The sequence below is a fragment of the Rhizobium sp. YIM 134829 genome (assembly GCF_046546455.1).
Genome location: NZ_JBKHKI010000001.1, coordinates 88,455 through 109,504 on the forward strand (window position 1 = coordinate 88,455; position 21,050 = coordinate 109,504).

Below are 21,050 nucleotides of genomic sequence, written 5' to 3' on the forward strand. Positions count from 1 at the left end.
CCCTTTCGGCGAACCCTGCACGCTTCGGCGTTTTGATCGTCCAACACCTCATTTGTAACTATACGCTGACAGAGGAAGCCGACGCCCGTCAAGCCGATAAGGGATCGTCAATGCCGAGCGAACGCAGCATCCTCGTTCCCCCGCCTAGTATGGGCGGCGAGGATGGAGGACAGTAACTGGCGAAAGCTGATCCCTGCAGGCTGGCTGGCCCCTATCGCCGTCTGTACTGCTCGGATCCAAGGAGGTTTGAAATGGTTGAACCGACCCTCGCCGGTCTCACGGCCCTCGACATGCCCACCCATGTCGACCATGCGCATCTGAGCGTCGCCGATCTGACGATGGTGTCCAGCTGGTATCGGGAGATCCTGGGCCTCCGGCTGATCGAAACAAGCCAACACGGCCACACGCTCGGCGTCGCCGGCCTGCCGCTTCTCACCTTGACCGAGGCGAAGGATGCGGTTCCGCAGCCCCGCAACGCGCCCGGCCTGTTCCACACCGCCTTTCTCGTTCCCGACCGGGCAGCCCTTGCCGCCTGGCTCGCCCATGCTGTCCAGGCCGGCGTTCCGCTGCAGGGCGCGTCCGATCACCTCGTGTCGGAAGCGATCTATCTCGCCGACCCCGAAGGCAATGGTATCGAGGTCTATCGCGATCGTCCCCGGACGGACTGGACCTATCTGCAGGATGGCATGGTCAAGATGGCAACGGAGCGGCTCGATCTGCAGGCGCTCTATGACGAGGCGGACAAGGGGCCCTGGGGCGGCATGCAGCCGGGCACCGCCATCGGCCATATCCATCTGCAGGTTTCGGATATTCCGGGCGCCAACCACTTCTTCCGCGATGTGCTCGGGCTCGATCTGATGGCCACCTATCCGGGCGCCAGCTTCTTCGCCTCCGGCCGCTACCATCATCACGTCGCCGCCAATATCTGGAACTCCCGTCACGCCAGCCCGCGTCCGGCCGGCATGGCCGGGCTTGCCGATTATACGCTGCATGTCTCCTCACCCGATCGGCTCGACCAGGCGCTGGCCGGACTCGAGCGGCTGGAGATCCCCGTGACCCGCATCGGCCAGAGCGTGAGCCTCACCGACCCCTGGGGCATCGGCCTCAGGCTCTCCGCCTGAAGCCTCCTTCCGCGAGGCTGCGGCGCCATCATCCCGCGACCTCCCGCCGCTGCGCGCTTGAACCGAACAGTCCCGACCTTTATCTCTCGGCCGAACCCTTCAGCCGGAGCGCTCCGCCCTTGTCCCCTTTCAAGTCTCTGCCCAACGCCCCCGTGGCGGCCCGCAAGCCCTTTGCCGACACCCGGCATGGCATTACCCGCACGGATGACTATGCCTGGCTGAGGGCTGACAATTGGCAGGCCATGTTCAAGGACACCACGATCCTCGATCCTGAGATCCGCAGCCATCTCGAGGCGGAGAACGCCTATATGACGTCGGCCATGGCCGATACGGAAACCCTTCAGAAGGTGCTGTTTTCCGAGATGCGCGGCCGCATCAAGGAGGACGATTCCTCCGTTCCGGTGAAGGACGGGCCCTTTGCCTATGGCACGGCCTTCGTGACCGGCGGCGAGCAGCCGCGCTACTTTCGCGAGCCTCGTGAGGGCGGCGATCGCGCGGTGCTGCTCGATGGTGACAAGGAGGCCGAGGGCAAGGACTATTTCCGCCTCGCCGGGCTCGACCACTCAACCGACCATGCCCGGGGTATCTGGGGCTATGACGACAAGGGATCGGAATATTTCACTTTGCGCATCCGCGATCTCGACACGCTCTCCGACCTCGCGGACGAGATCGAGAACACCGGCGGCGGCGGGGTCTGGGCGCCGGACGGCAAGAGCTTCTTCTACACCTTGCTCGACGATAACCATCGTCCCTCGCGCATCTACCATCACATCCTCGGCACGCCGCAGTCGGCCGATCGGCTCGTCTATGAGGAGGAGGATCCGGGCTTCTTCATGGGCGTCGGCGGCTCGCTGCTCGACGATGTCATCTTCATCGATATTCACGACCACGAGACCAGCGAGTACCGCCTCATCCCGACCTCCGACCTGACGGCCGAGCCGAAGGTGGTCGCACCCCGCGAGACCGGGCTCGAATATTCAATGGTCGAAGGCGGCGATGTCTTCTACATCCTGACGAATGCCGATGGCGCCAAGGACTTCAAGATCGTCGAGGCGCCTTTCGCGACGCCGGAGCGGGCGCAGTGGCGCGAGGTCGTGCCGCATACGCCGGGCCGGCTGATCCTCAGCCACATGGCCTTTGCCGGCCATCTCGTCTGGCTCGAGCGCGAGAACGGCCTGCCGCAGATCAAGATCCGCGATCGCAAGAGCGGCGAGGAACATGCGATCGCCTTTGCCGAGGAAGCTTTCTCGCTCGGCCTGCACGGCGCGGCAGAATATGACACGACCGTCATCCGCTTTTCCTATTCCTCGATGACCACGCCGGCCCAGCTCTTCGACTATGACATGGTCACGCGCGAGCGCCGCCTGTTGAAGACGCAGGACGTGCCGTCCGGCCACCGGATCGAGGACTACGTGACGCGCCGCGTCATGGCCAAGGCGCCGGACGGCGAAGAGGTGCCGGTCTCGCTGCTTTATCGCAAGGATACCCCGCTCGATGGCTCGGCCCCGTGCCTGCTCTATGGCTATGGCGCCTATGGCATGGCGATCCCGGCGAGCTTCAACACCAATTGCCTGTCGCTGGTCGATCGCGGCTTCGTCTATGCCATCGCCCATATCCGCGGCGGCAAGGACAAGGGCTTTGCCTGGTACGAAGACGGCAAGATGGAGAAGAAGACCAACAGCTTCACCGACTTCATCGCCGCCGCCGATCACCTGGTCGCCGCGCGCTTCACGGCCTATGACAAGCTGGTCGCCCAGGGTGGCTCGGCCGGCGGCATGCTGATGGGGGCGGTCGCCAATCTGGCGCCGGAGAAATTCGCCGGCATCATCGCCGCCGTTCCCTTCGTCGACGTGCTCTCCACCATGCTCGACGACACCTTGCCCCTGACCCCGCCGGAATGGCCGGAATGGGGCAATCCGATCGAGGACGAGGCGGCCTATCATCATATCGCCAGCTACTCGCCCTATGACAATGTCGGCGCCAAGCCCTATCCGCCGATCCTGATTCTCAGCGGCCTCACTGATCCGCGCGTCACCTATTGGGAGCCGACCAAATGGGCCGCAAAGCTGCGCGCCCACACGACGGGCACCGGCCCGATCCTGCTCAAGACCAATATGGGCGCGGGCCATGGCGGCGCCTCCGGCCGCTTCCAGCGATTGGAGGAAGTCGCTTTTGAATATGCCTTCGCGCTGAAGGTCGCCGGGATCGAAGCCTGACCTGAAAGGGCGGGAAAGGGCGGGAAAGGGCGATCCCCATTCCCGCTCATTCGATGACTGAAAGGTCGCAGGCTTCGCACAACATTCATCGCTAAAATACGGCCCAGTTCCCTCTGGAGGCTCTGCGATGCATGTGACAGCAACGGGCTGGCCCCGCTCCCCCTTCGACAAGCGAAATGGCTCCGCCAACGGCGGCGGTGACGATCGTTTCTCTGTTCTGGCCGAGGCTGGCCTTAGTCAGAGCGCCACGCAGCAGGGCGGCGCCGCGCCCGGCAGCTGGACGCCGGCTCCGGCCCAGAGCCCATCGATCAAGCTCTCCTCCGTCCTGGCCGGTTCGACGTTTGGCACCAGCTCTGCTTCAGCGTCGAAGGCCGAGTCTCCCGCGGACGAGTTCCTGACCTGGTCCCGCATGACACCAGCCGAGCGCATCCGCGCCCAATACCTCAAGGATCACAACCTGACTGAGGAGTCACTGAAGGCGGCCAAGCCGGAAGAGCGCGAGGCCATCGAAAAGGAAATCGCCGAGCGCATCAAACGCGAGCTCGGCGGCAAGGAGGCCGAGGACAAGCACGAGAGCGAGCTTGCGAAGCGGGCGTGATGAAAGTCCAGTTGTGGTTTGGATCTTGCGGCTCCTCCGCCCTGCCCAGCCTGAGGATGGCGAGAACAGCATAGTCCCGCCTACCGGAAGGACGGATACGACTTCAACCTGAGACTCGAGCACGACATAGAGCGTCACAAGGCTCCGCTCGAACACGACCATCCGCATGCCAAAACGGAGGTCGTCGCGATGTCGCCCAGCGAAAGGAGCGATGCTGATCCTTTCGCAGCGTGCCAGCACCCGTTCAATATAGCGCTCGGCCGTCGTCAGAATGCCAGTCTGTTCGGCGATGTAGTCACGAAGGTGAGCCAGATCATCCATGGCCTGCTCTCGCAGGACAACGGCTCGGCGCTTCACGTCACGCGGGTCCGGATCAATCGCCTCCGCGCTTCGTCGAGGCTGACAGGCGGCCGGGGATCGGCGAGCGAGGCGGCGACCTTGGCGCGGATGGCGTCGAGAACCGCTTGGTGATCCTGCTCCTCGGCAAAGAGGCGGAGCGCGGCGCTGACGACCTCGCTCTCGGAGGCATAGGCGCCGGAGCGCACCTCGGAGCGGATCGTGTCCAGCACATCATCCGGCAGGTTGAGGGTGATGTCTTCCACGCAGAAGGCTCCGGGCAAATGGCGCTCAGCTTGCGACTGGCGACTGGCGACTGGCGACTGGCGACTGGCGATAAAATACCGGCCCGGCGGCGCCTGAGCAAGGCCGACCTTCAAGGGTTGTCTGCGCCCAGCGCATCCCTACCTTATCCCAATGACCGAGACCGTGATTCCCTTCGACAACAGCTATGCGCGCCTGCCTGCGCCCTTCTTCACCCGCGTGGAACCGACCGCGGTGGAGGCGCCGGTGCTGATCGCCTTCAACCGCCCGCTGGCCGAGGAACTCGGCCTCGACGCGGCCATGCTGGAGCGCGAGGGTGCGGCCTATTTCTCGGGCAACCGCCTGCTGCCGGGCGCCGAGCCACTGGCCATGGCCTATGCCGGCCACCAGTTCGGCCATTTCGTCCCGCTGCTCGGCGATGGTCGAGCGATCCTGCTTGGCGAGGTGATCGACCGGCTGGGACGCCGACGCGATATCCAGCTTAAGGGCGGTGGCCCGACTCCCTATTCACGGCGCGGCGATGGGCGGGCGGCGCTCGGGCCGGTCCTGCGCGAGTATCTGGTGAGCGAAGCCATGCATGCGCTGGGTCTTCCCACCACCCGGGCGCTCGCTGCGGTCGTCACGGGCGAGCCGGTCTATCGCGAAGAAGTGCTGCCGGGCGCGGTCCTCACCCGTGTCGCCGCCAGCCATCTGCGCGTCGGCACCTTCCAGCACTTCGCAGCGCGTGGCGACGAGGCGGCTCTCCGCCAACTGACCGACTATGCCATCGCCCGCCATTATCCCGAGCTCCAGGACGACCCAGTCCCCGCGCTTGCCCTCCTGAAGGCCGTGGCCGAGCGCCAGGCCTTCCTGATTGCCCGCTGGCTGTCGATCGGCTTTATCCATGGAGTCATGAACACCGACAATTTCTCGATTTCCGGCGAGACCATCGATTTCGGCCCCTGCGCCTTCCTCGATGCCTATGATCCGGAAAAGGTCTTTTCCTCGATCGATCGCGGTGGGCGCTATGCCTACCAGAACCAGCCGGCAATCGGTCAGTGGAACCTCGCGCGGCTGGCCGAGGCGTTGCTGCCCCTGCTCGGGCCCGACGAATCGAGCGCCGTCGATGCTGCCAATGCGGTGATCGCCGACTATGGCCACCGCTTCCAGCATCACTGGTCGGCCGCCATGCGCGCCAAGATCGGGCTCGACGGTGCGGACAATCCCGAGGATCTCGAGCTGGTGCGCGACCTCCTCGGCCTGATGCAGGCACAGGCCGCCGACTTCACGCTTACCTTCCGCAGCCTCGCCAAGGCCATCGGGGAAAGCGGCGAGCACGACATGCTGACCTTGTTCAAGGATGCCGAGCCGGTCACCGCCTGGCTCGCCCGCTGGCGGGCGCGACTGGGGCGCGACGGGCGTGCTGCAGCCGACCGCGCGGCGGCCATGCAGGCGGTCAATCCTGCCTTCATCCCGCGCAACCACCGGATCGAGCAGGCGATCGCAGCCGCCCAGGCGGAAGCGGACTTCTCGCTGTTCGAGGCGCTCCGCACCGTGCTTGCCCATCCTTACGAGGACCAGCCGGCGCTCGCCCGCTTCGCCGAGCCGCCGGGCGCCGGCGAGGAAGTGCTGCGCACCTTCTGCGGCACCTGATCACGGATGCGCCGCATCCATCAGATGTTTTGATCGACCCATCGTGCCCGCGCGGGCAAATCTTCGCTAAGGAGGGGCCGGCAGAAGCAAGGAGAAGACCATGGCCGTCGATACAGCGCCCCGCAGTCAAACCTGGACCTTCGTGGAGGGCGACTGGATCGAAGGCAACCCGCCGCTGATCGGCCCCACCTCGCATGCCATGTGGCTCGGCTCGACCGTGTTCGATGGCGCCCGCTGGTTCGAGGGGATCGCGCCGGATCTCGACCTGCATTGCCAGCGCGTCAACCGCTCGGCCGTCAATCTGGGCCTGAACGCAGTGATGGCCGCGGACGAGATCGAGGCGCTCGCCTGGGATGGCATCAAGCGGTTCGACGGACAGACCGCGATCTATATCAAGCCCATGTACTGGGCCGAACATGGCCAGGCGGCCTCCGTCGTCGCCGCCGATCCGGAGTCGACCCGTTTCGCGCTCTGCCTGTTCGAAGCGCCGATGCACACGGCCAAACCCTCCTCCATCACCCTCTCACCCTTCCGCCGGCCGAGCCCGGAGGTGGCGATGACCATGGCCAAGACCGGTAGCCTTTATCCCAATTCGGGCCGCATGCTGATCGAGGCGCGCGCCCGCGGCTTCGACAATGCGCTCGCCCGCGATATGAACGGCAATGTGGCAGAGACCGCCTCCTCCAACATCTTCATGGTCAAGGACGGCGTCGTCTTCACCCCCGTCGCCAACGGCACCTTCCTCGCCGGCATCACCCGCTCGCGCGTCATCGCTCTGCTGCGCGCCGGCGGCTTCGAGGTGGTGGAAGCGACGCTGACCGTCGAGGATTTCCTGGCGGCCGACGAGATCTTCACCTCCGGCAACTACTCCAAGATCGTCCCCATCATCCGCCTCGACGACCGCGAGCTCCAGCAAGGTCCTGTCGCGCGCAAGACGCTGGAACTCTACATGGACTGGGCGCATGGCAAGGGGTCGGATCTTTGACGAGGCCGCTCAGCCGCTCAGCCGCTCGTCGCGCATCTCGAATTAGACGGATTACGTCGCGGGATCGATCGCGCTGAGGACGCGGTCGATGATCGCGTCCATCGTCGCGCTATCCAAGGTTTCCTGATAGCGCGCGCGCTTCTGCTGAACCCTGGCCGGTATGTCGAAAGAGCGAACCTGATTGCAAAGCGCAACGCCGTTAATCGCGTGGCCGGTCACGGCGACAGCCAGACCGGCGCGTCTTGTGAAATCACCGTCGGTGGTGATCGGCACCGTCATGGAGACGCCAAGCATATTGATCGGCTGGGGCGTGATGACCACGAAGCAATGCCAGTCTTTCATTTCCCGCCCGGCAGCGGGATTGGGGTCGATCCAGTAAACGTCGCCGCGCTTCGGAACCGCACTGCGGATCATCAGGCTTCGTTTCCGATGGGATCACCGTCCATCGCCTCATTGACAGAGGCATTCATCGCGGCCATATCCTCCGCTCCCTCCAGCAATTCGCTGAGCGTGTAGCGGCGACGCGGCGCATTGACTCGTTTCACAAGCAGTCCGTCGTCGATGACGGTCAGAGCAAGATCGTCGCCGATCTCGCTGCGGATCGACTTCAAAACGGCTGCCGGCAGCGTGATAATCGCAGCACCGCCCTGCCTCCTGATCTTCGTCGTCACCGTCATCGGCCTCACCCCTGACCTCATGTTCTACAACAGTAGCACATCAGAATGACGGAATACAGAACGGCATCACTTCGCCCGTGCCGCCTTCGTCCCCTCCGTCGTCAGCCCCACCTCGCGCAGCGTCTTGGCGTCGAGATAGGCGAGGCGGTCGGGTGGGGTTTCCATGGCCTTTTGCCAGAGGCTGGGCTTGATGCCCATCGCGTCGAGATGACGGGTCACCTCGGCGGTGGTGTGCTGGGCTTCCGACATGGCGCGCTCCGGCGAGAGCTGCTCGCGCGAGCCGTTGAAGACCTGGTGGACGCCGATCACGGCGTCCTCGGCCGCGCGCCGCTCCACGCCGCCTGCCATGACGATCGGGCAGGAGGAAGCGCAGAGCGCGCCGGCGGCGACTTCGGTGTTCAGCTGTCGGTCGCGGATCAGCTTCGACATGGCGAGCGCATCGGCCACCGAGCCGCCGGGGGAGTCGAGGCTGACGACCTTCACATATTCGCCGCGCGCCTCGATCTCGGTCTTGAAGCGCTCGGCCGCGCCCGGATCGATGGCGCCACGTGCGATGAGCACGCCGCCCGGCTGGAGGTCGAAACGAATCGCCTGTTTCAGCATGTCGGGACTGGTGGTCACATCGCCCGGTGCATTCTCCGGCTCGCCGGTCGTCAACGCGGGCGGCAGGATCGGCTGCACAGCCGGATCGGCGGGATCGAAGGGTGCGGCTGCATTCTGGGCAACGATCTCGCGGAAATCGATGACGACAAAGATGAGCGCTGCGGCAAGCAGAAGATGGAAGAAGGCGCGCATCAGCATGCCATCGTCGACCCGCGCCGAAAATGCCTTCAGCCCCGACATCATCCCGCCATCGACCGTTCTCATGGCTGCGGACCCTTGCGCGGGCCCTTGGCCGGCAGGTCGAGGCTGGTGATGTTGGACGGCTCCTCCGCCGTCGGGCTCTCGCCGTCCGTCCTCCCCGGCTCGTTCTCGCGGCGCGTCAGGGCGTCGAGATCGACACCATTGGCGGCGAGCGCCCGCTGCACGCGCATGGCCTCCATCAGCTCGGCCGCGGTGATCCGCTCGGCAAAGGCCATGCCCTCCTCCTGCTTGCGCAGCGAGGCATGGGCAATCGCCAGCATGAAGACCAGCACGGCCGGCAGGAGATCGATCGAGATCGCGCCCGCCCAGCTGGGGATAAAGTCCGACGCATAGAGCAGCACCGCCTCGGCGCCGGAAAGCGGTACGAAGCGGCGCTCCGGCACAGGCTCGCGGGTGAGGATCTGATTGGCGGCGTCGGACAGCACCTTGGACTGCGCGGCAACGGAGGTCCGGATGGTAGCGATCACCGTATCCTGGCGGTTGACGAGATCGGCCTCCAGGCCACTTGCCACCGGTGCGATGAAGCCGAGCGAGAGATCCTCCGCCGCGCGCTTGACCGAGCCGGCAATCGAGGTCTGTTCCAGCGCCGCGATCGTCCCCGTCAGCGCCACCGCCTCCTCGGAGAACTTGTCCGCCCGCGGCTCGATCGCGCCCGGCGAGGAGAGCAGCGTGCGCATGGCAGAGATGCGCGCCTGACCCTCGGCAAAGAGCGTCGTCACCTGGTCGCGGGACGCGTTGATGCCGGCCTCCAGCTCGCGCAGCTGCGCGGCCATTTGGGCGAGAAGCTGCACCACGCTGCCTGCCCCGGTCGTGCCGGTCAGCGCACCACTCTGTTTTTCCTGGTCGGACAACCGCTGGAAGCGTTCGGACGCGCGCTGGATATCAGGCAGCAGGCTCTGGGCGGCGAGCGCATTTTCATGCGCGCGGTCGAGATCGGCGGTGTAGTCCTGGATCGATTCGGCCAGATGCTGCTCGACCGCGGCCGAGCCGGCGAGCGCCGCCGCATTCAGCCAGCTCGCCATGGCGATGATCATCGCGCAGCCGAGCGCCATGATGCCGAGCATGGCGGTGCGGCCTGAGCGGCTGGTGATATGCGGGAAGAAGCGGGCCATATAGGTCCAGAAGGCATAGATCGCCACCGAGACAGCGCAGGAATAGATCATCGCCGCGAAGAAGACGGCGGTGGCCGATCCGTCGAGGATCGAGCGCACGCCGAGATAGGTATAGACGCCGGAGGCGAGTGCCAGCACGGCCAGCGCAAAGCGCGTCATAGTTTCGACGGCTTCGACGCCATCGGCCAATCGGTGGGAAGCGCCCAGCGCCATTCGGTTCTCTCCGGAAAACTGTTTGGTAAACAGAGGATGAAGAACGGGGCGGTTTCAAGGCTGGGGAGAGGCATCGGCGGAGTTGTAGGCCGACAAGAGTTGCAGTGGACGGATGGCGGCGGCGCGCAGGAGAGACTCGAATTCCAAGGGTCCCTAAGTCTGCGCGAGAAACTCCAGCCACTGAGCGCGAAGCGCGCCCTGCTGTTGTCGATTCAGTCGTGTGCCGAACAGCTTGCCGCTCTTATCGGGCTCGGAATAGGATTTAGTCCAGGCGAGCTTCAAGGCTCTGTCGAGCGGAAATACGGTCTCATGGATCAGCCCCAGCTGACGCTTCTCGTCTTCCCGATGAATGTGAAAGCCTCTTGGTGGGGAACTTGTCGATCTGCTTCGTGCCGTAGACGGTGTCGATCAGGCCGATCAATCGCCGCCGGCCGTTGATCTCGACTTCGGCGGTGTAGGAGGCGCGGACCAGGCAGGGCCTCAATGTTCTGCTTGGCTCGTCCGGACGCTCCTCATAGGGAAAACGGCACCAGACATTTGAAAAAGCGGCCGGAATTCCGACCGCTTCGACATCATAGTCGTCGTCGTCGAGGCTCTACGCCACTTACCAGCCGGCCTTACCCGCGGGCGACCAGGTGGACTGGTCGATCACGGCCTGATGCCGCTGTCGATTGTCCGCCTCCATCTGACGCTCGAAGTCCTCGGCCCCGATGCCACCATAATCATCGCCATCGGTGACGGGACCGGATGGCGCCAAGTGCTTGGCCTTCTGTACAGTCTTCGGCCGGAGCTTCGCGGTGTAGACGGTCGCCATTCTGCACCTCCACGTGACATGGGGCGCGGACCGCGCCGTTCTTTCGGATAGAACTGATATAGGCGATACCGGAGCGAATGGGAATCTCCGGGCGCATTCGCTGGTTCCAAAGCGACGATTCGTCTGTCTTCCGTCGCGGGACCGCCCGACAGGCCGTCAATCCGCCCCCCGAACCATCCCCTCGCCCTGGAATGATTTTCCGCCGTCAGCCGCTGAAAGGGTTCCTGCGCCGGTTGCCTCGGACCCTCCCGGTGCTATGTTCCCCGCCAACGGCTCGGGCTCACACCCGTCTTGCCCGATCGGTACCGCCAAGAGGAGATCTATCATGGCTTTCGAACTTCCGCCGCTTCCCTACGACTATGATGCCCTGTCGCCCTTCATGTCGCGCGAGACGCTGGAATATCACCACGACAAGCATCACCAGGCCTATGTGACGACCGGCAACAAGCTGGCCGAAGAGGCGGGGCTTGCCGATCTGCCGCTCGAAGAAATCGTCAAGAAGTCCTACGGCACCAACCAGCCGCTCTTCAACAATGCCGGCCAGCACTACAACCACCTGCATTTCTGGAAGTGGCTGAAGAAGGGCGGCGGCGGCACGTCGCTGCCCGGCAAGCTCGATGCGGCAATCAAGTCGGATCTCGGCGGCTACGACAAGTTCAAGGCCGATTTCATCCAGGCCGGCGTCAGCCAGTTCGGCTCCGGCTGGGCCTGGCTCGCCGTCAAGAACGGCAAGATCGAGATCGCCAAGACCCCGAACGGCGAGAGCCCGCTCGTCCATGGCGCCACCCCGATCCTCGGCGTCGATGTCTGGGAGCACTCCTATTACATCGACTACCGCAATGCCCGCCCGAAGTACCTCGAAGCCTTCGTCGACAATCTCATCAACTGGGATTACGTGCTCGAACTTTACGAAAAGGCCGCCTGAGACTTTCGCCCGTTCGCCAGACGAGAAGGGCGGAGCGAAAGGCTCCGCCCTTTTTGATTTCGCCCACCGGCCGGAGTGACGGTCGTCATGGTAACGTCATGGAGGCCCGTTAGGCGAAAGGGCCATGACCGAGACCCCGCTCCTTCGCTTCGGCGTCATCGCCGACCCGCAATATGTCGATGCCGACCCAAATCCGGGCCTCGACCGCCATTACCGTGAAAGCCTGACGCGCCTGACGCAGGCGATCGAGACCTTCAACGGTCGCGAGCTCGACTTCGTCATCACGCTCGGCGACCTCATCGACCGGGACTGGGCGAGCTTCGATGCCGTGCTGCCGCTTTACCGGTCGCTGCGCCATCGCGCGCTGTTCCTGGCCGGCAACCACGACTTTTCCATCGATTCCTCCCATCTCGGCGCCGTTCACAAGCGGCTCGGCATGCCGGCGCCCTACCACGATCTGCTGATCCGCGGACATCGCATCGTGCTGCTCGACGGGAGCGAGGTCAGCACCTTCGCCCTGCCGCCCGGCCATCCCCGCTACGAGGTGGCGGCCGCCCGCCTTGCCACCCTGAAGGCTGCCGGCGCCCACAATGCCGAAAGCTGGAACGGGACGCTGAGCGAGGCGCAGTTTGCCTGGCTGGAGCAGGTGCTCGACGATGCTGTGGCCGATGGCGAGCCCGTGATCGTTTTCTGCCACTACCCCGTCTGGCCGCGTAACGTTCACGATCTCTGGGATGCCCCGCGCGTGCTGGCCCTTCTGGAGCGCTACCCGACCGTTCGCGCCTATCTCAACGGTCACAACCATGCCGGCAACGAGGCCACACGCGGCGCGACACACTTCGTCACGTTCAAGGGCATGGTCGATACGCCCGACAGCACCGCCTTCGCCGTCGTCAGCCTCTACGAGACCCGACTGGAGATCGAGGGCTTCGGGCGCGAGCTGAGCCGGACGCTGACAGCCTCGTGAGACCGGCGGTCAGGATGTGGCCGATTGCGTCCAGCCGTCCATCCAAGCCTGGCGCAACCGGTCCCCTTCGCCCCTGAAGGTCTCCTCGCTTTCCGTGCAGAGCTCCACCCTGTCAGCACGAAAATTTCGGATAGCGTCGCGCATGTCGCACCAGGCCACCATGACGGCGGTTTCGGAATAGTAGATCAGAGCAAGGGGCCGAACGGTTCGCTCGCTCGCCTGGCCCAGCGCGTCGCGATAGTCGAGCACGAGCTTGCGCTCGTCGCGGATCGCGCGGCGCACCACAGCCAGATCCAGGCCCTGTGGCGAAGGCGCAATGGTGCCCCAGGCATGCAGGGCCCCTCGGGTAATCGAACGGCGCAGGGGCACGGGCACGGCAGCCGCGATCTTGTCGCTCACCTTGCGTGCGGCCTGCCGCAGTTCCAGATCGCCCGATCGTTCCAGAAGAGCCAGCCCGACGACCAGTGCCTCTGTCTCCTCGATGGAGAACATCAAAGGCGGCAGGTCGAAACCCGGACGCAAGACATAGCCGATCCCGCGCCCGCCTTCGATCGGCACGCGCTGCGCCTGCAGCGCAGCAATGTCGCGGTAGATCGAGCGCACGGTCACCTCCAGGCGGCTGGCGATCGATGCCGCCGTCACCGGCCCCCGTGCCAGCCGCAGGATCTGGATGATCTCGAAGAGCCGCGACGCCTTGCGCATTCTGCCTCCAGTTTCGCTGTTCCGCGCGATCGCTCCTGACATCACCCTGTCAGTTGCCCAACGCTATAGCGCGCTCATGATCAACGCAATCGGGAGGCGGGAGACCAACCGAGCGCAATGGACGCCCTCTTCGCTGTCCGGAGTTTTCGCTTTTCATGCAATCGCTTGCTGCCCCACTTCGGCCTGCACGGCAAAACGGGTGGAGCCCGGGCTCATTCCCGTGGCAGGCCTTGCCTCCCGCAATCACCGCTTTTGCAGCAAACTTTTAAGGGGCCCTCCTGACATGTCATACGCCGAAAATTTGTGGCTCTTCCTTACTCTTCTGATCGGCATCATCATCGTGCCCGGCATGGACATGATCTTCGTCATGGCCAATGCGCTGACGGGTGGACGACGGGCCGGCTTCATGGCCCTCGGCGGCATCGTGGCCGGCGGCGTCGTGCACACGCTTTATGCCGCGCTCGGAGTCGGGGCGCTCGTGCATTTCGCGCCCGGCCTGTTCAACGGCCTTCTGGCGGCCGGTGCGGCTTATATCGCCTGGATCGGCCTGTCGCTTCTGCGCAGCCATGTGCAGCTCGGAGCGGTTGAGGGACTGCCGCCCCTGTCGGACGCGGCCCGGTTCCGCCGCGGCGTCATCACCTGCCTGCTCAATCCCAAGGCCTATCTCTTCATGCTCGCCGTCTATCCGCAATTCGTAAAGCCGGAGTTCGGTTCGCTCTGGTCGCAGGCGGCGACGCTGGCATTGATGATCGCGGCGGTCCAGATCGCGATCTACGGTACGATCGCGCTCGCCGCCGGACGCAGCCGCGCCCTTCTCACCCGCAATCCCAAAGCCACCGCCCTCTTGGGCAGGGCGGTCGGCGCGCTGCTGATCGCCGTCGCGGTGACGACCGCTTTCGAGGCGTGGCGAATGGCTTGATGCAGCGCCGGAAGGGTATCGACAGGTAGCGGACAGCATCGCCACAACAGGATCGACAGGCGGCACGAGTTTCAAGAAAATTTTACTTTGAACGCTCTGGCGACGTGACAAGATGCCGCCGTCGGCCAGCCGGTCCCATTGGCGACCGTGCCGACTGAGCTGAAGCCGATCAGAGAGGGAAATCCATGACATTGAAGAAGATTCTGCTGGCGGCGACGCTTGTTGCCTTGGTAGCCGGCGGCGTCACCGCGGCGGAGCAGCCGATCGAGGCGCGCGAGACGATGATGAAGAACATCGCCCGCTCCATGGGCGCGCTGGGTGCGATCGCCAAGGGGGAGAAGCCCTATGATGCGGAGGTGGTGAAGACCTCGCTCTCGACCATCAGCACCAACATCAAGAGCTTCCCCGGCCAGTTCCCCGAAGGCTCGCAGGAAGGCTCTGAAGCCAGCCCCAAGATCTGGGAGAACAAGGCGGACTTCGAGGCCAAGGCCGCCTCGCTCGGCGCCGATGCCGATGCTCTGCTTGCCTCGGTGCCGGCCGATCAGGCTGCCGTCGGCGCGGCGCTCGGCAAGCTGGGCCCCCATTGTGGCGACTGTCACCAGGCCTATCGCCTGAAGAAGTGAGCGAGGCCGCGCGGGCTGCCGGCCATGGCGGCCTGCCTGCCTTCTTGCGGTCGGCTGCGGAGCCTGCGGCCGGCCATTGCCTCGATCAGCCTTTCCTGAACCGCCCGCGCCTCTAGATGATGAAGCGGGCCGGTGCGTACCGGCCACCAGCCCATCCGACCGTCCAGGAGCACCCGCATGGCTCGTCGCGCCCGCAAGGCCCTTACCACCCTCGTCCTCCTGGCGGCCTTTGGCGCAGGCGTCGCCTGGTTCGTGACCAAGCCCGAACCGCTGCCGGCGGCTACGTGGGACGGCCTCGGCGCGCCCGATCTTGCCAATGGCGAACAGGTTTTCTGGGCGGGCGGCTGCGTCAGCTGTCATGCCGCTCCCGGCGCCGAGGGCGATGCCAGGCTGGTTCTCTCCGGTAGCCTGGCGCTGAAAAGCCCGTTCGGCACCTTCCACGTCCCCAATATTTCGTCCGACGAGACGGCCGGCATCGGCAACTGGACGCTCCCGCAATTCGGCAACGCCATGATCCGCGGCGTCTCCCCGGAAGGAGAGCATCTCTATCCCTCCTTTCCCTACGGCTCCTATGCGCGGCTGACGCCGAAGGATGTCAACGATCTCTACGGCTACCTGAAGACTCTGCCGAAGAGCGCCACTGTCGCCCCACCGCACGAGCTGCCCTTCCCCTACGACCAGCGCATTCTGCTTGGCGGCTGGAAGCTGCTCTTCTACTCCGACAAGCCGCGCGTCACCGTCGACACGGCCGATTCGAAGATCGCCCGCGGTCAATATCTGGTGGAAGGTCCGGGCCACTGCGGCGAATGCCACACGCCGCGCAATGCGCTGGGCGGCTTCGAGCGGGATCGTTGGCTCGCCGGCGCACCCAATCCGGAAGGCGAAGGCACGGTGCCGAACATCACGCCCGGCTCGAAAGAGATCGGCAGCTGGAGCGCCGGCGATATCGCCAATTACCTCGAGACCGGCTTCACGCCCGAGTTCGACAGCGTCGGCGGCACGATGGTCGAGGTCCAGAAAAACATCGCCCGCCTCCCTGCCGCCGACCGCGAAGCCATCGCCGCCTACCTGAAGGCCGTGCCTGCCCGCGAATGACACTCATAAGCATGAGCACGCTGGCCAACCGCACGCCAGCGTCCTCGAGTCTCTGCGGTTCACGTCAACCGGGCTAGGTAGCGCATGCCGGTGACCGGGCGGGGGACGAAGCGTTCGGATTCGTAGAAGCGGTGGGCGCGGACATTGCCGGTGGCGGCGCCGACGGAGAGGTAGGCGCAGCCGGAGCGGACCGCTTCCTCGCGGGCGCGCGCGACCAGATGCCGGCCGATGCCGGTGCCGCGATGGTTGGGCTCGACATAGAGCTGATGCAGATCCATGCCCCGCGCGGTCTCGTTCGCCCTGTAGAGTGGCGTCAGCATGGCGTAGCCGATCAGCCGGCCGCCGGCTTCCGCGACCAAGGCCGTCACCCAGGGCCGGGCGCTGAACAGATCGTTGGAGAGAGCGGCGACCGTGGGCGTCGCCACATCGCCGTGATGGACGGCCAGTTCGGTGATCATCGCGCAGAGCGCTTCGAGATCGCTCTGGCGGGCGGCGCGGATGGTGACGACCGGCGGACGCGCGTCAGGCGCTGAATGATCCGCAGTCGGCGGGGAGACTGAGAGGGCTGTGGCAGGCATGGCGAACTCCTGAACGGGTCTTTGCCCCCAGGCGTTCTTGACAAACAAAAGCCGCCTGGCGGCGGCTTGTTTGAACGTGATCAGACAGCCGCACCTATCGGTGAGCCGTAAAATACCAGGAAAGGCTGAGCGCGGTCGTGATCATGGCGGCTTTCATGCGCGCTTTTGCGCGGCCTGTCAACCGGCTGCCCGCACGAGTGAGGCGTTGCCGAGCGCGGCGCCGTCATGCTCGCCGTCGCACAGCCCATGGTCCGACAGTGCCCGCAGCACGGAGCAGTCCCCGGCCGTGTGGCCGGCATCGCAGGCCGCGACGATCCGGGCAAGCTCGCCTTCCAGCCGCTTCAGCTGAGCGATCTTTTGGCGGACATGCGCGAGATGCTCGGCGGCGATCGCATCGGCGCGGGCGCAGGGGCTTTCCGGGTGATCGCTCAAGGCGATCAGATCGCGGATCGCCTCGATCGACAGGCCGAGATCGCGGCCATGGCGGATGAAGGCCAAGCGCTCGAGTGCCGCCGGCTCGTAGCGTCGCTGATTGCCCTCGGTCCGGTCGGCCGGCGCCAGCAGCCCGACATCCTCGTAATAGCGGATCGTCGGCACCTTGACCCCGGTGCGCCGTGCGAGATCGCCGATCGAATACATTCTCATGACTCCCGTGCCGTTCCTCCGAGCATGTCGGGATCCGGGCGCGGATTTCAAGTCACGGCTCAGTCCTCGTGGATATGGCTGTGGTGCTTGGTGTCGCGCATGCGGACATAGACGATCAGCGAGAGGGCCATCATGCCGGTCACATACCAGAAGAACCCGCTCTCATGGCCCAGTTGCTTGAACTTCAGCGCCACCCACTTCGCCGTGCCGCCAAAGAGAGTGTTGGCAAGCGCATAGGGGAGCGCGACCCCGAGCGCGCGGATATGGGCGGGAAAGAGTTCGGCCTTCACCACCGCGTTGATGGAGGTATAGCCGGTCACGATCGGCAGGCCGACGAGCACCAGCAGGAACGCCGTCATCGCGTCGGTGGTGGCCGAAAGGGCGGAGAAGATCGGTGGCCTTTCGGCATCGTCTTCTGCGGTCACGCGGGGCGGCTCACCTGTGAAAGGCAGGTCAGGCCGGCAACGGCGAAGCCCGGCACGTGGGGGCGCCGGGCTTCGCAAGAGTGGCCTAAGGTCTCACTTCGGCAGGCGGTAGGCGATGATATAGTCGCCGGGCTTGGTGCCGATCGAGCCATGGCCGCCGGCGACGATCAGCACGTATTGGCTGCCGTCGTCGGCCGTATAGGTCATTGGCGTCGACTGGCCGCCGGCCGGCAGCCGGCCCTTCCAAAGCTCGCGGCCCGTTGTCAGATCATAGGCGCGCAGATAGTTGTCGACCGCCGCACCCAGGAAGGCGACGCCGCCCTTGGTGATGATCGGGCCGCCGATGCCGGGCACGCCGACCTTGAAGGGCAGCGGCAGAGGCGTCATGTCGCGCACCGTGCCGTTGCGATGCTTGTAGGCGATCGCGCCGGTCTTCAGGTCGACGCCGGCGACATAGCCCCAGGGGGGCGCCTGGCAGGGGATCTGCAGCGGCCCGAGGAAGGGGCCCATATAGACGCCATAGGGCGCGCCGTCATTGCGGTTCAGCCCCTGCTCGCTGCCCTTCTCGTCCTGGCCCTTCGGCGGGATCTGATCGCGCGGCACGAGCTGCGAGGTGAAGGCGAGATAGGTCGGCATGCCGAACATCACCTGGCGCTCCGGATCGACCGCCACCGAACCCCAGTTGAACACGCCGAAATTGCCGGGATAGACAAGCGTACCTTCGAGCGAAGGCGGCGTGTAGCGCCCTTCATATTTCAGCCGCTTGAACTTGATGCGGCAGGCCAGCTGGTCGAACATGGTGATGCCCCACATGTTCTTGTCGGTCAGCGGCGGCGGGTTGAAGCTCAAATCCGAGAGCGGCTGGGTGGGCGAGGAGAAATCCTCCGGGATCGCGCCGCTGGGAGCCGGAACCTCCTTGACCGGGATGATCGGCTCGCCGGTTGCCCGGTCGAGCACGTAAAGGTCGCCCTGCTTGGTCGGGCCGACGAGCGCCGGCCGGCCATCGATATCCAGCAGCACCGGCTGAGCGGGCACGTCCATGTCCCAAAGATCGTGGTGGACGGTCTGGCGCACCCAGCGCACCTGGCCGGTGCCCATGTCGAGCGCGACGATCGAGGAGGAGTATTTCTCCACCGCCTCGCTGCGGTTCATGCCGAGCTGGTCGGGCACCTGGTTGCCGAGCGGGATATAGACGAGGTTCAGCGCCTCGTCATAGGAGAAGACCGACCAGGAATTGGGCGAATTGGTCGTATAGGTTTGGCCCTCGGGCAGCGGCGTCGTCACGTCGGGATTGCCGGAATCCCAGTTCCAGAGCAGTTGCCCGGAATTGACGTCGAAGGCGCGGATGACGCCCGACTGTTCCTGCGTCGAGTAATTGTCGTTGACCGCACCGCCGATGATGATGCGGTTGCCGGAAATGACCGGCGGCGAGGTCGAGTAATAATAGCCGGCCGGGCGGTGCTGCATGCCCTGTTCGAGATGCAGTGTACCCTGGTCGGCAAAGCCGGTGCAGACCTGGCCGTTCTCAGCATCGAGCGCGATCAGCCGCGCATCGGCGGTCGGCAGGTAGACCCGCTCGGCGCAGGCGGCACCGGCCGTGGCTGCGGCGTCGCGGTAATAGGTGACCCCGCGGCAAGTCTGGTGCTGGCGGTCGGGGTTCATGCCGGAATTGGCGTCGAACTTCCACTTTTCCTTGCCCGTCGTCGCATCGATGGCGATCGCCAGATTGTGCGGCGTGCAGACGTAGAGGGAGCTGCCGATCTTCAACGGCGTCACCTGATAGGTCGTCTCGCCGACATCATCCGGCCGCTTCACGTCGCCCGTCTGGTAGCGCCAGGCTTCCTCGAGGCCGGAGACATTGGCGGCGGTGATCTGGTCGAGCGGCGAGTAGCGCTGGCCATATTGCGTCCGGCCATATTGGTGCCACTCACCCGCCGGCACGTCGCCGCCAAGATTGGGGTTGGCATTGGCAACGGCGGTCGGGAGTTCGCCGGCCTGATCCAGCGGATCCTGCGTCATGGAGAAGAGCGCGACGCCGACCGAGACGAGCAGCGCGAGCGCAAGCGGCCAGGCGCTCGCCCGGTAGACATGGCCGGTCGGGCTCGTGAAGCCGAGCGGCTTGCGAATGGCGGGCAGAAGCAGCCAGAAGCCGAGCAGGATGATCACCCCGCCGCGCGGGCCGAGCTGCCACCAGTCGAAGCCCACCTCCCACAGCGCCCAGATCAGCGTCAGCACGGTGAAGGCCGCATAAAGCGTCAAGGCCAGCGAGCGGCGCTGGACGAGCAGGATGGCGGTGACGAGAAATGCGAGGCCGGCAAAGATGTAATACCAGCTGCCGCCGAGCACGGCGAGCCAGATCCCGCCGGCGCCGAGCGCCAGGCCGATCACGGCAAAGAGGAGAGCGGTGAAGATGATCATAAGAAACTCCTGCCGCGCCGGACGGCGCCGCGAACTAGGAAGGCCGGCCGCAAGCCGGTGCCGAACGGAGGCAAAATTAGGGCAGGCTCAGGCAAGATCAACGCATCGTCTTGTGCAGTTGCGAAGGCGCTGACGCGAAATCTGGCCTGCCCGCACAGTCCTGGGCCAGACGTCTGCCCGCCAACCGGCAGAGCGCCCGCGAAGTTCCCGGCGGATTCCTGTCAGCGGCCGCACCGTGGGACTGAGGTCCTCGCCCCCTCGCCGGCCAGCGTGTTTCGCGTCGAGCGCCCTTCCCTTCGACAAGCAGCACCTGATAGATTGGAGGCAGGGTGCAAGCGATTCAGGGGTGGATCATGGCGGTCGCAGCCGCGCGGCAGGAGACGGACGTCTTCGTGCCGCTCCTCAATCAAATCCGGAGCACGCCACTGGCTGGCCGCTGCGGCTCGTGGTCAGTTCGCAGACCGAAGCGCGCCATCATCGCGCGCTTTGGGCGCCAACCCATCTGATCTCCATCCGTGCCCCGGGCACCAAGCTTCTGTCGATGATCGAGCTGCCGCCGGAGCGGCATCTGGAGCTGATCTTCGGCGATACGCTCGATCCGGACGACCCGGCCGCGGCACGGGCCGAGCAGATCCGCCAGGCGCTCGACTTCGTGGCAGAGCTACCGAACGATGCGCGGCTGCTCGTTCATTGCCTGCGCGGCATCGGCCGGGCGCCCGCCCTTTCGCTCGGCCTTCTGGCGCGCTACCTCTCGCCGGACGACGCGGCGGCAGCGCTGCACGGGCTGAAACCCGATGCCAAGCCCAACCGCCATGTCGTGACGCTGTGCGATGCCGCTCTGGAACTCAAGGGCAGGCTCGCCAAACAGGCGCTGCGCTTCCCGGCCAAGGTCTGGAAGACCGGCAAGAGCTGACGCCCCGC

Annotated in this window: 20 protein-coding genes and 3 pseudogenes; 11 read left to right on the plus strand and 12 right to left on the minus strand. The window is 65.2% G+C overall.

Annotated elements, in window-relative coordinates; all coding sequences use genetic code 11:
* Window positions 1–251 precede the first annotated feature (251 nt).
* The 3 genes from ACLE20_RS00470 (at window position 252) to ACLE20_RS00480 (ending at window position 3,935) form a co-directional block, all read left to right on the plus strand.
* Window positions 252–1,121 (plus strand): VOC family protein, encoded by an 870-nt coding sequence (locus tag ACLE20_RS00470; RefSeq protein WP_410938291.1) that lies wholly within the window; start codon window positions 252–254, stop codon window positions 1,119–1,121.
* A 119-nt stretch (window positions 1,122–1,240) separates the two neighbouring features.
* A complete protein-coding gene (locus ACLE20_RS00475; RefSeq protein WP_410938292.1) occupies window positions 1,241–3,337 on the plus strand; it encodes a S9 family peptidase in 2,097 nt (698 codons plus the stop codon).
* 127 nt (window positions 3,338–3,464) lie between these two features.
* Window positions 3,465–3,935 carry a hypothetical protein gene (locus ACLE20_RS00480; protein WP_410938293.1) on the plus strand — a complete coding sequence of 157 codons (471 nt, stop codon included), beginning with the start codon at window positions 3,465–3,467 and terminating at the stop codon, window positions 3,933–3,935.
* A 99-nt stretch (window positions 3,936–4,034) separates the two neighbouring features.
* Here ACLE20_RS00480 and ACLE20_RS00485 read toward each other — a convergent pair.
* Both ACLE20_RS00485 and ACLE20_RS00490 read right to left on the minus strand, forming a co-directional pair.
* Window positions 4,035–4,292: pseudogene (locus tag ACLE20_RS00485) on the minus strand (type II toxin-antitoxin system RelE/ParE family toxin); the annotation flags it as partial.
* Window positions 4,289–4,537: a type II toxin-antitoxin system ParD family antitoxin gene (locus ACLE20_RS00490; protein WP_410938294.1), complete on the minus strand. Its 249-nt coding sequence runs from the start codon at window positions 4,535–4,537 to the stop codon at window positions 4,289–4,291. The pseudogene ACLE20_RS00485 and the gene ACLE20_RS00490, both read right to left, overlap by 4 nt.
* Before the next feature lie 151 nt (window positions 4,538–4,688).
* On the opposite strand from ACLE20_RS00490, the gene ACLE20_RS00495 reads away from it, so the two are divergent.
* Both ACLE20_RS00495 and ACLE20_RS00500 read left to right on the plus strand, forming a co-directional pair.
* The gene (locus ACLE20_RS00495) at window positions 4,689–6,167 is read left to right on the plus strand and encodes a protein adenylyltransferase SelO (RefSeq protein WP_410938295.1); all 1,479 of its coding nucleotides are present in this window, start codon (window positions 4,689–4,691) and stop codon (window positions 6,165–6,167) included.
* 100 nt (window positions 6,168–6,267) lie between these two features.
* Window positions 6,268–7,152 carry a branched-chain amino acid aminotransferase gene (locus tag ACLE20_RS00500; protein WP_410938296.1) on the plus strand — a complete coding sequence of 295 codons (885 nt, stop codon included), beginning with the start codon at window positions 6,268–6,270 and terminating at the stop codon, window positions 7,150–7,152.
* Between the two features lie 51 nt (window positions 7,153–7,203).
* Here ACLE20_RS00500 and ACLE20_RS00505 read toward each other — a convergent pair whose 3' ends face one another.
* The 5 genes from ACLE20_RS00505 to ACLE20_RS00525 form a co-directional block, all read right to left on the minus strand.
* Entirely contained in the window at window positions 7,204–7,566 is a 363-nt protein-coding gene (locus ACLE20_RS00505) for a type II toxin-antitoxin system PemK/MazF family toxin (protein ID WP_410938297.1), read from the minus strand.
* A complete protein-coding gene (locus ACLE20_RS00510) occupies window positions 7,566–7,829 on the minus strand; it encodes an AbrB/MazE/SpoVT family DNA-binding domain-containing protein (protein ID WP_410938298.1) in 264 nt (87 codons plus the stop codon). The genes ACLE20_RS00505 and ACLE20_RS00510 overlap by 1 nt, the downstream gene beginning before the upstream one ends.
* 66 nt (window positions 7,830–7,895) lie before the next feature.
* A complete protein-coding gene (locus ACLE20_RS00515) occupies window positions 7,896–8,696 on the minus strand; it encodes a hypothetical protein (protein WP_410938299.1) in 801 nt (266 codons plus the stop codon).
* Complete coding sequence (locus tag ACLE20_RS00520; protein WP_410938300.1) at window positions 8,693–10,018, minus strand: hypothetical protein; 1,326 nt, start codon at window positions 10,016–10,018, stop codon at window positions 8,693–8,695. Before ACLE20_RS00520 ends, ACLE20_RS00515 begins: the two co-directional genes overlap by 4 nt.
* A 604-nt stretch (window positions 10,019–10,622) precedes the next feature.
* Entirely contained in the window at window positions 10,623–10,832 is a 210-nt protein-coding gene (locus ACLE20_RS00525) for a hypothetical protein (RefSeq protein WP_410938301.1), read from the minus strand.
* Between the two features lie 325 nt (window positions 10,833–11,157).
* On the opposite strand from ACLE20_RS00525, the gene ACLE20_RS00530 reads away from it, so the two are divergent.
* Together ACLE20_RS00530 and ACLE20_RS00535 are read left to right on the plus strand one after the other, a co-directional pair.
* Complete coding sequence (locus ACLE20_RS00530) at window positions 11,158–11,757, plus strand: superoxide dismutase (protein ID WP_410938302.1); 600 nt, start codon at window positions 11,158–11,160, stop codon at window positions 11,755–11,757.
* A 124-nt stretch (window positions 11,758–11,881) separates the two neighbouring features.
* A complete protein-coding gene (locus ACLE20_RS00535) occupies window positions 11,882–12,724 on the plus strand; it encodes a metallophosphoesterase (RefSeq protein WP_410938303.1) in 843 nt (280 codons plus the stop codon).
* A 9-nt stretch (window positions 12,725–12,733) separates the two neighbouring features.
* Here the strand turns inward: ACLE20_RS00535 and ACLE20_RS00540 are convergent, their stop codons facing one another.
* Window positions 12,734–13,426 (minus strand): helix-turn-helix transcriptional regulator, encoded by a 693-nt coding sequence (locus ACLE20_RS00540; RefSeq protein ID WP_410938304.1) that lies wholly within the window; start codon window positions 13,424–13,426, stop codon window positions 12,734–12,736.
* 283 nt (window positions 13,427–13,709) lie between these two features.
* Between ACLE20_RS00540 and ACLE20_RS00545 the strand changes: the two genes are divergently transcribed.
* The 3 genes from ACLE20_RS00545 to ACLE20_RS00555 all read left to right on the plus strand — a co-directional run bounded on the left by ACLE20_RS00545 (window position 13,710) and on the right by ACLE20_RS00555 (window position 16,063).
* Window positions 13,710–14,345 carry a LysE family translocator gene (locus ACLE20_RS00545; RefSeq protein WP_410938305.1) on the plus strand — a complete coding sequence of 212 codons (636 nt, stop codon included), beginning with the start codon at window positions 13,710–13,712 and terminating at the stop codon, window positions 14,343–14,345.
* Between the two features lie 185 nt (window positions 14,346–14,530).
* The gene (locus ACLE20_RS00550; RefSeq protein WP_410938306.1) at window positions 14,531–14,968 is read left to right on the plus strand and encodes a c-type cytochrome; all 438 of its coding nucleotides are present in this window, start codon (window positions 14,531–14,533) and stop codon (window positions 14,966–14,968) included.
* Window positions 14,969–15,145: 177 nt separating this feature from the next.
* Window positions 15,146–16,063 carry a c-type cytochrome gene (locus ACLE20_RS00555; protein ID WP_410938307.1) on the plus strand — a complete coding sequence of 306 codons (918 nt, stop codon included), beginning with the start codon at window positions 15,146–15,148 and terminating at the stop codon, window positions 16,061–16,063.
* A gap of 59 nt (window positions 16,064–16,122) precedes the next feature.
* Here ACLE20_RS00555 and ACLE20_RS00560 read toward each other — a convergent pair whose 3' ends face one another.
* The 4 genes and pseudogenes from ACLE20_RS00560 to ACLE20_RS00575 form a co-directional block, all read right to left on the minus strand.
* Window positions 16,123–16,641, minus strand: a complete 519-nt coding sequence (locus ACLE20_RS00560; protein ID WP_410938308.1) for a GNAT family N-acetyltransferase — start codon at window positions 16,639–16,641, stop codon at window positions 16,123–16,125.
* A gap of 177 nt (window positions 16,642–16,818) precedes the next feature.
* Window positions 16,819–17,280, minus strand: a complete 462-nt coding sequence (locus ACLE20_RS00565) for a MerR family transcriptional regulator (RefSeq protein WP_410938309.1) — start codon at window positions 17,278–17,280, stop codon at window positions 16,819–16,821.
* Between the two features lie 65 nt (window positions 17,281–17,345).
* Window positions 17,346–17,678: pseudogene (locus tag ACLE20_RS00570) on the minus strand (MFS transporter); the annotation flags it as partial.
* Window positions 17,679–17,804: 126 nt separating this feature from the next.
* Window positions 17,805–20,129 (minus strand): glucose/quinate/shikimate family membrane-bound PQQ-dependent dehydrogenase, encoded by a 2,325-nt coding sequence (locus tag ACLE20_RS00575; protein WP_410938310.1) that lies wholly within the window; start codon window positions 20,127–20,129, stop codon window positions 17,805–17,807.
* A gap of 353 nt (window positions 20,130–20,482) precedes the next feature.
* Here ACLE20_RS00575 and ACLE20_RS00580 point away from each other — a divergent pair.
* Window positions 20,483–21,042, plus strand: a pseudogene (locus tag ACLE20_RS00580) (phosphatase).
* Window positions 21,043–21,050: the final 8 nt, after the last annotated feature.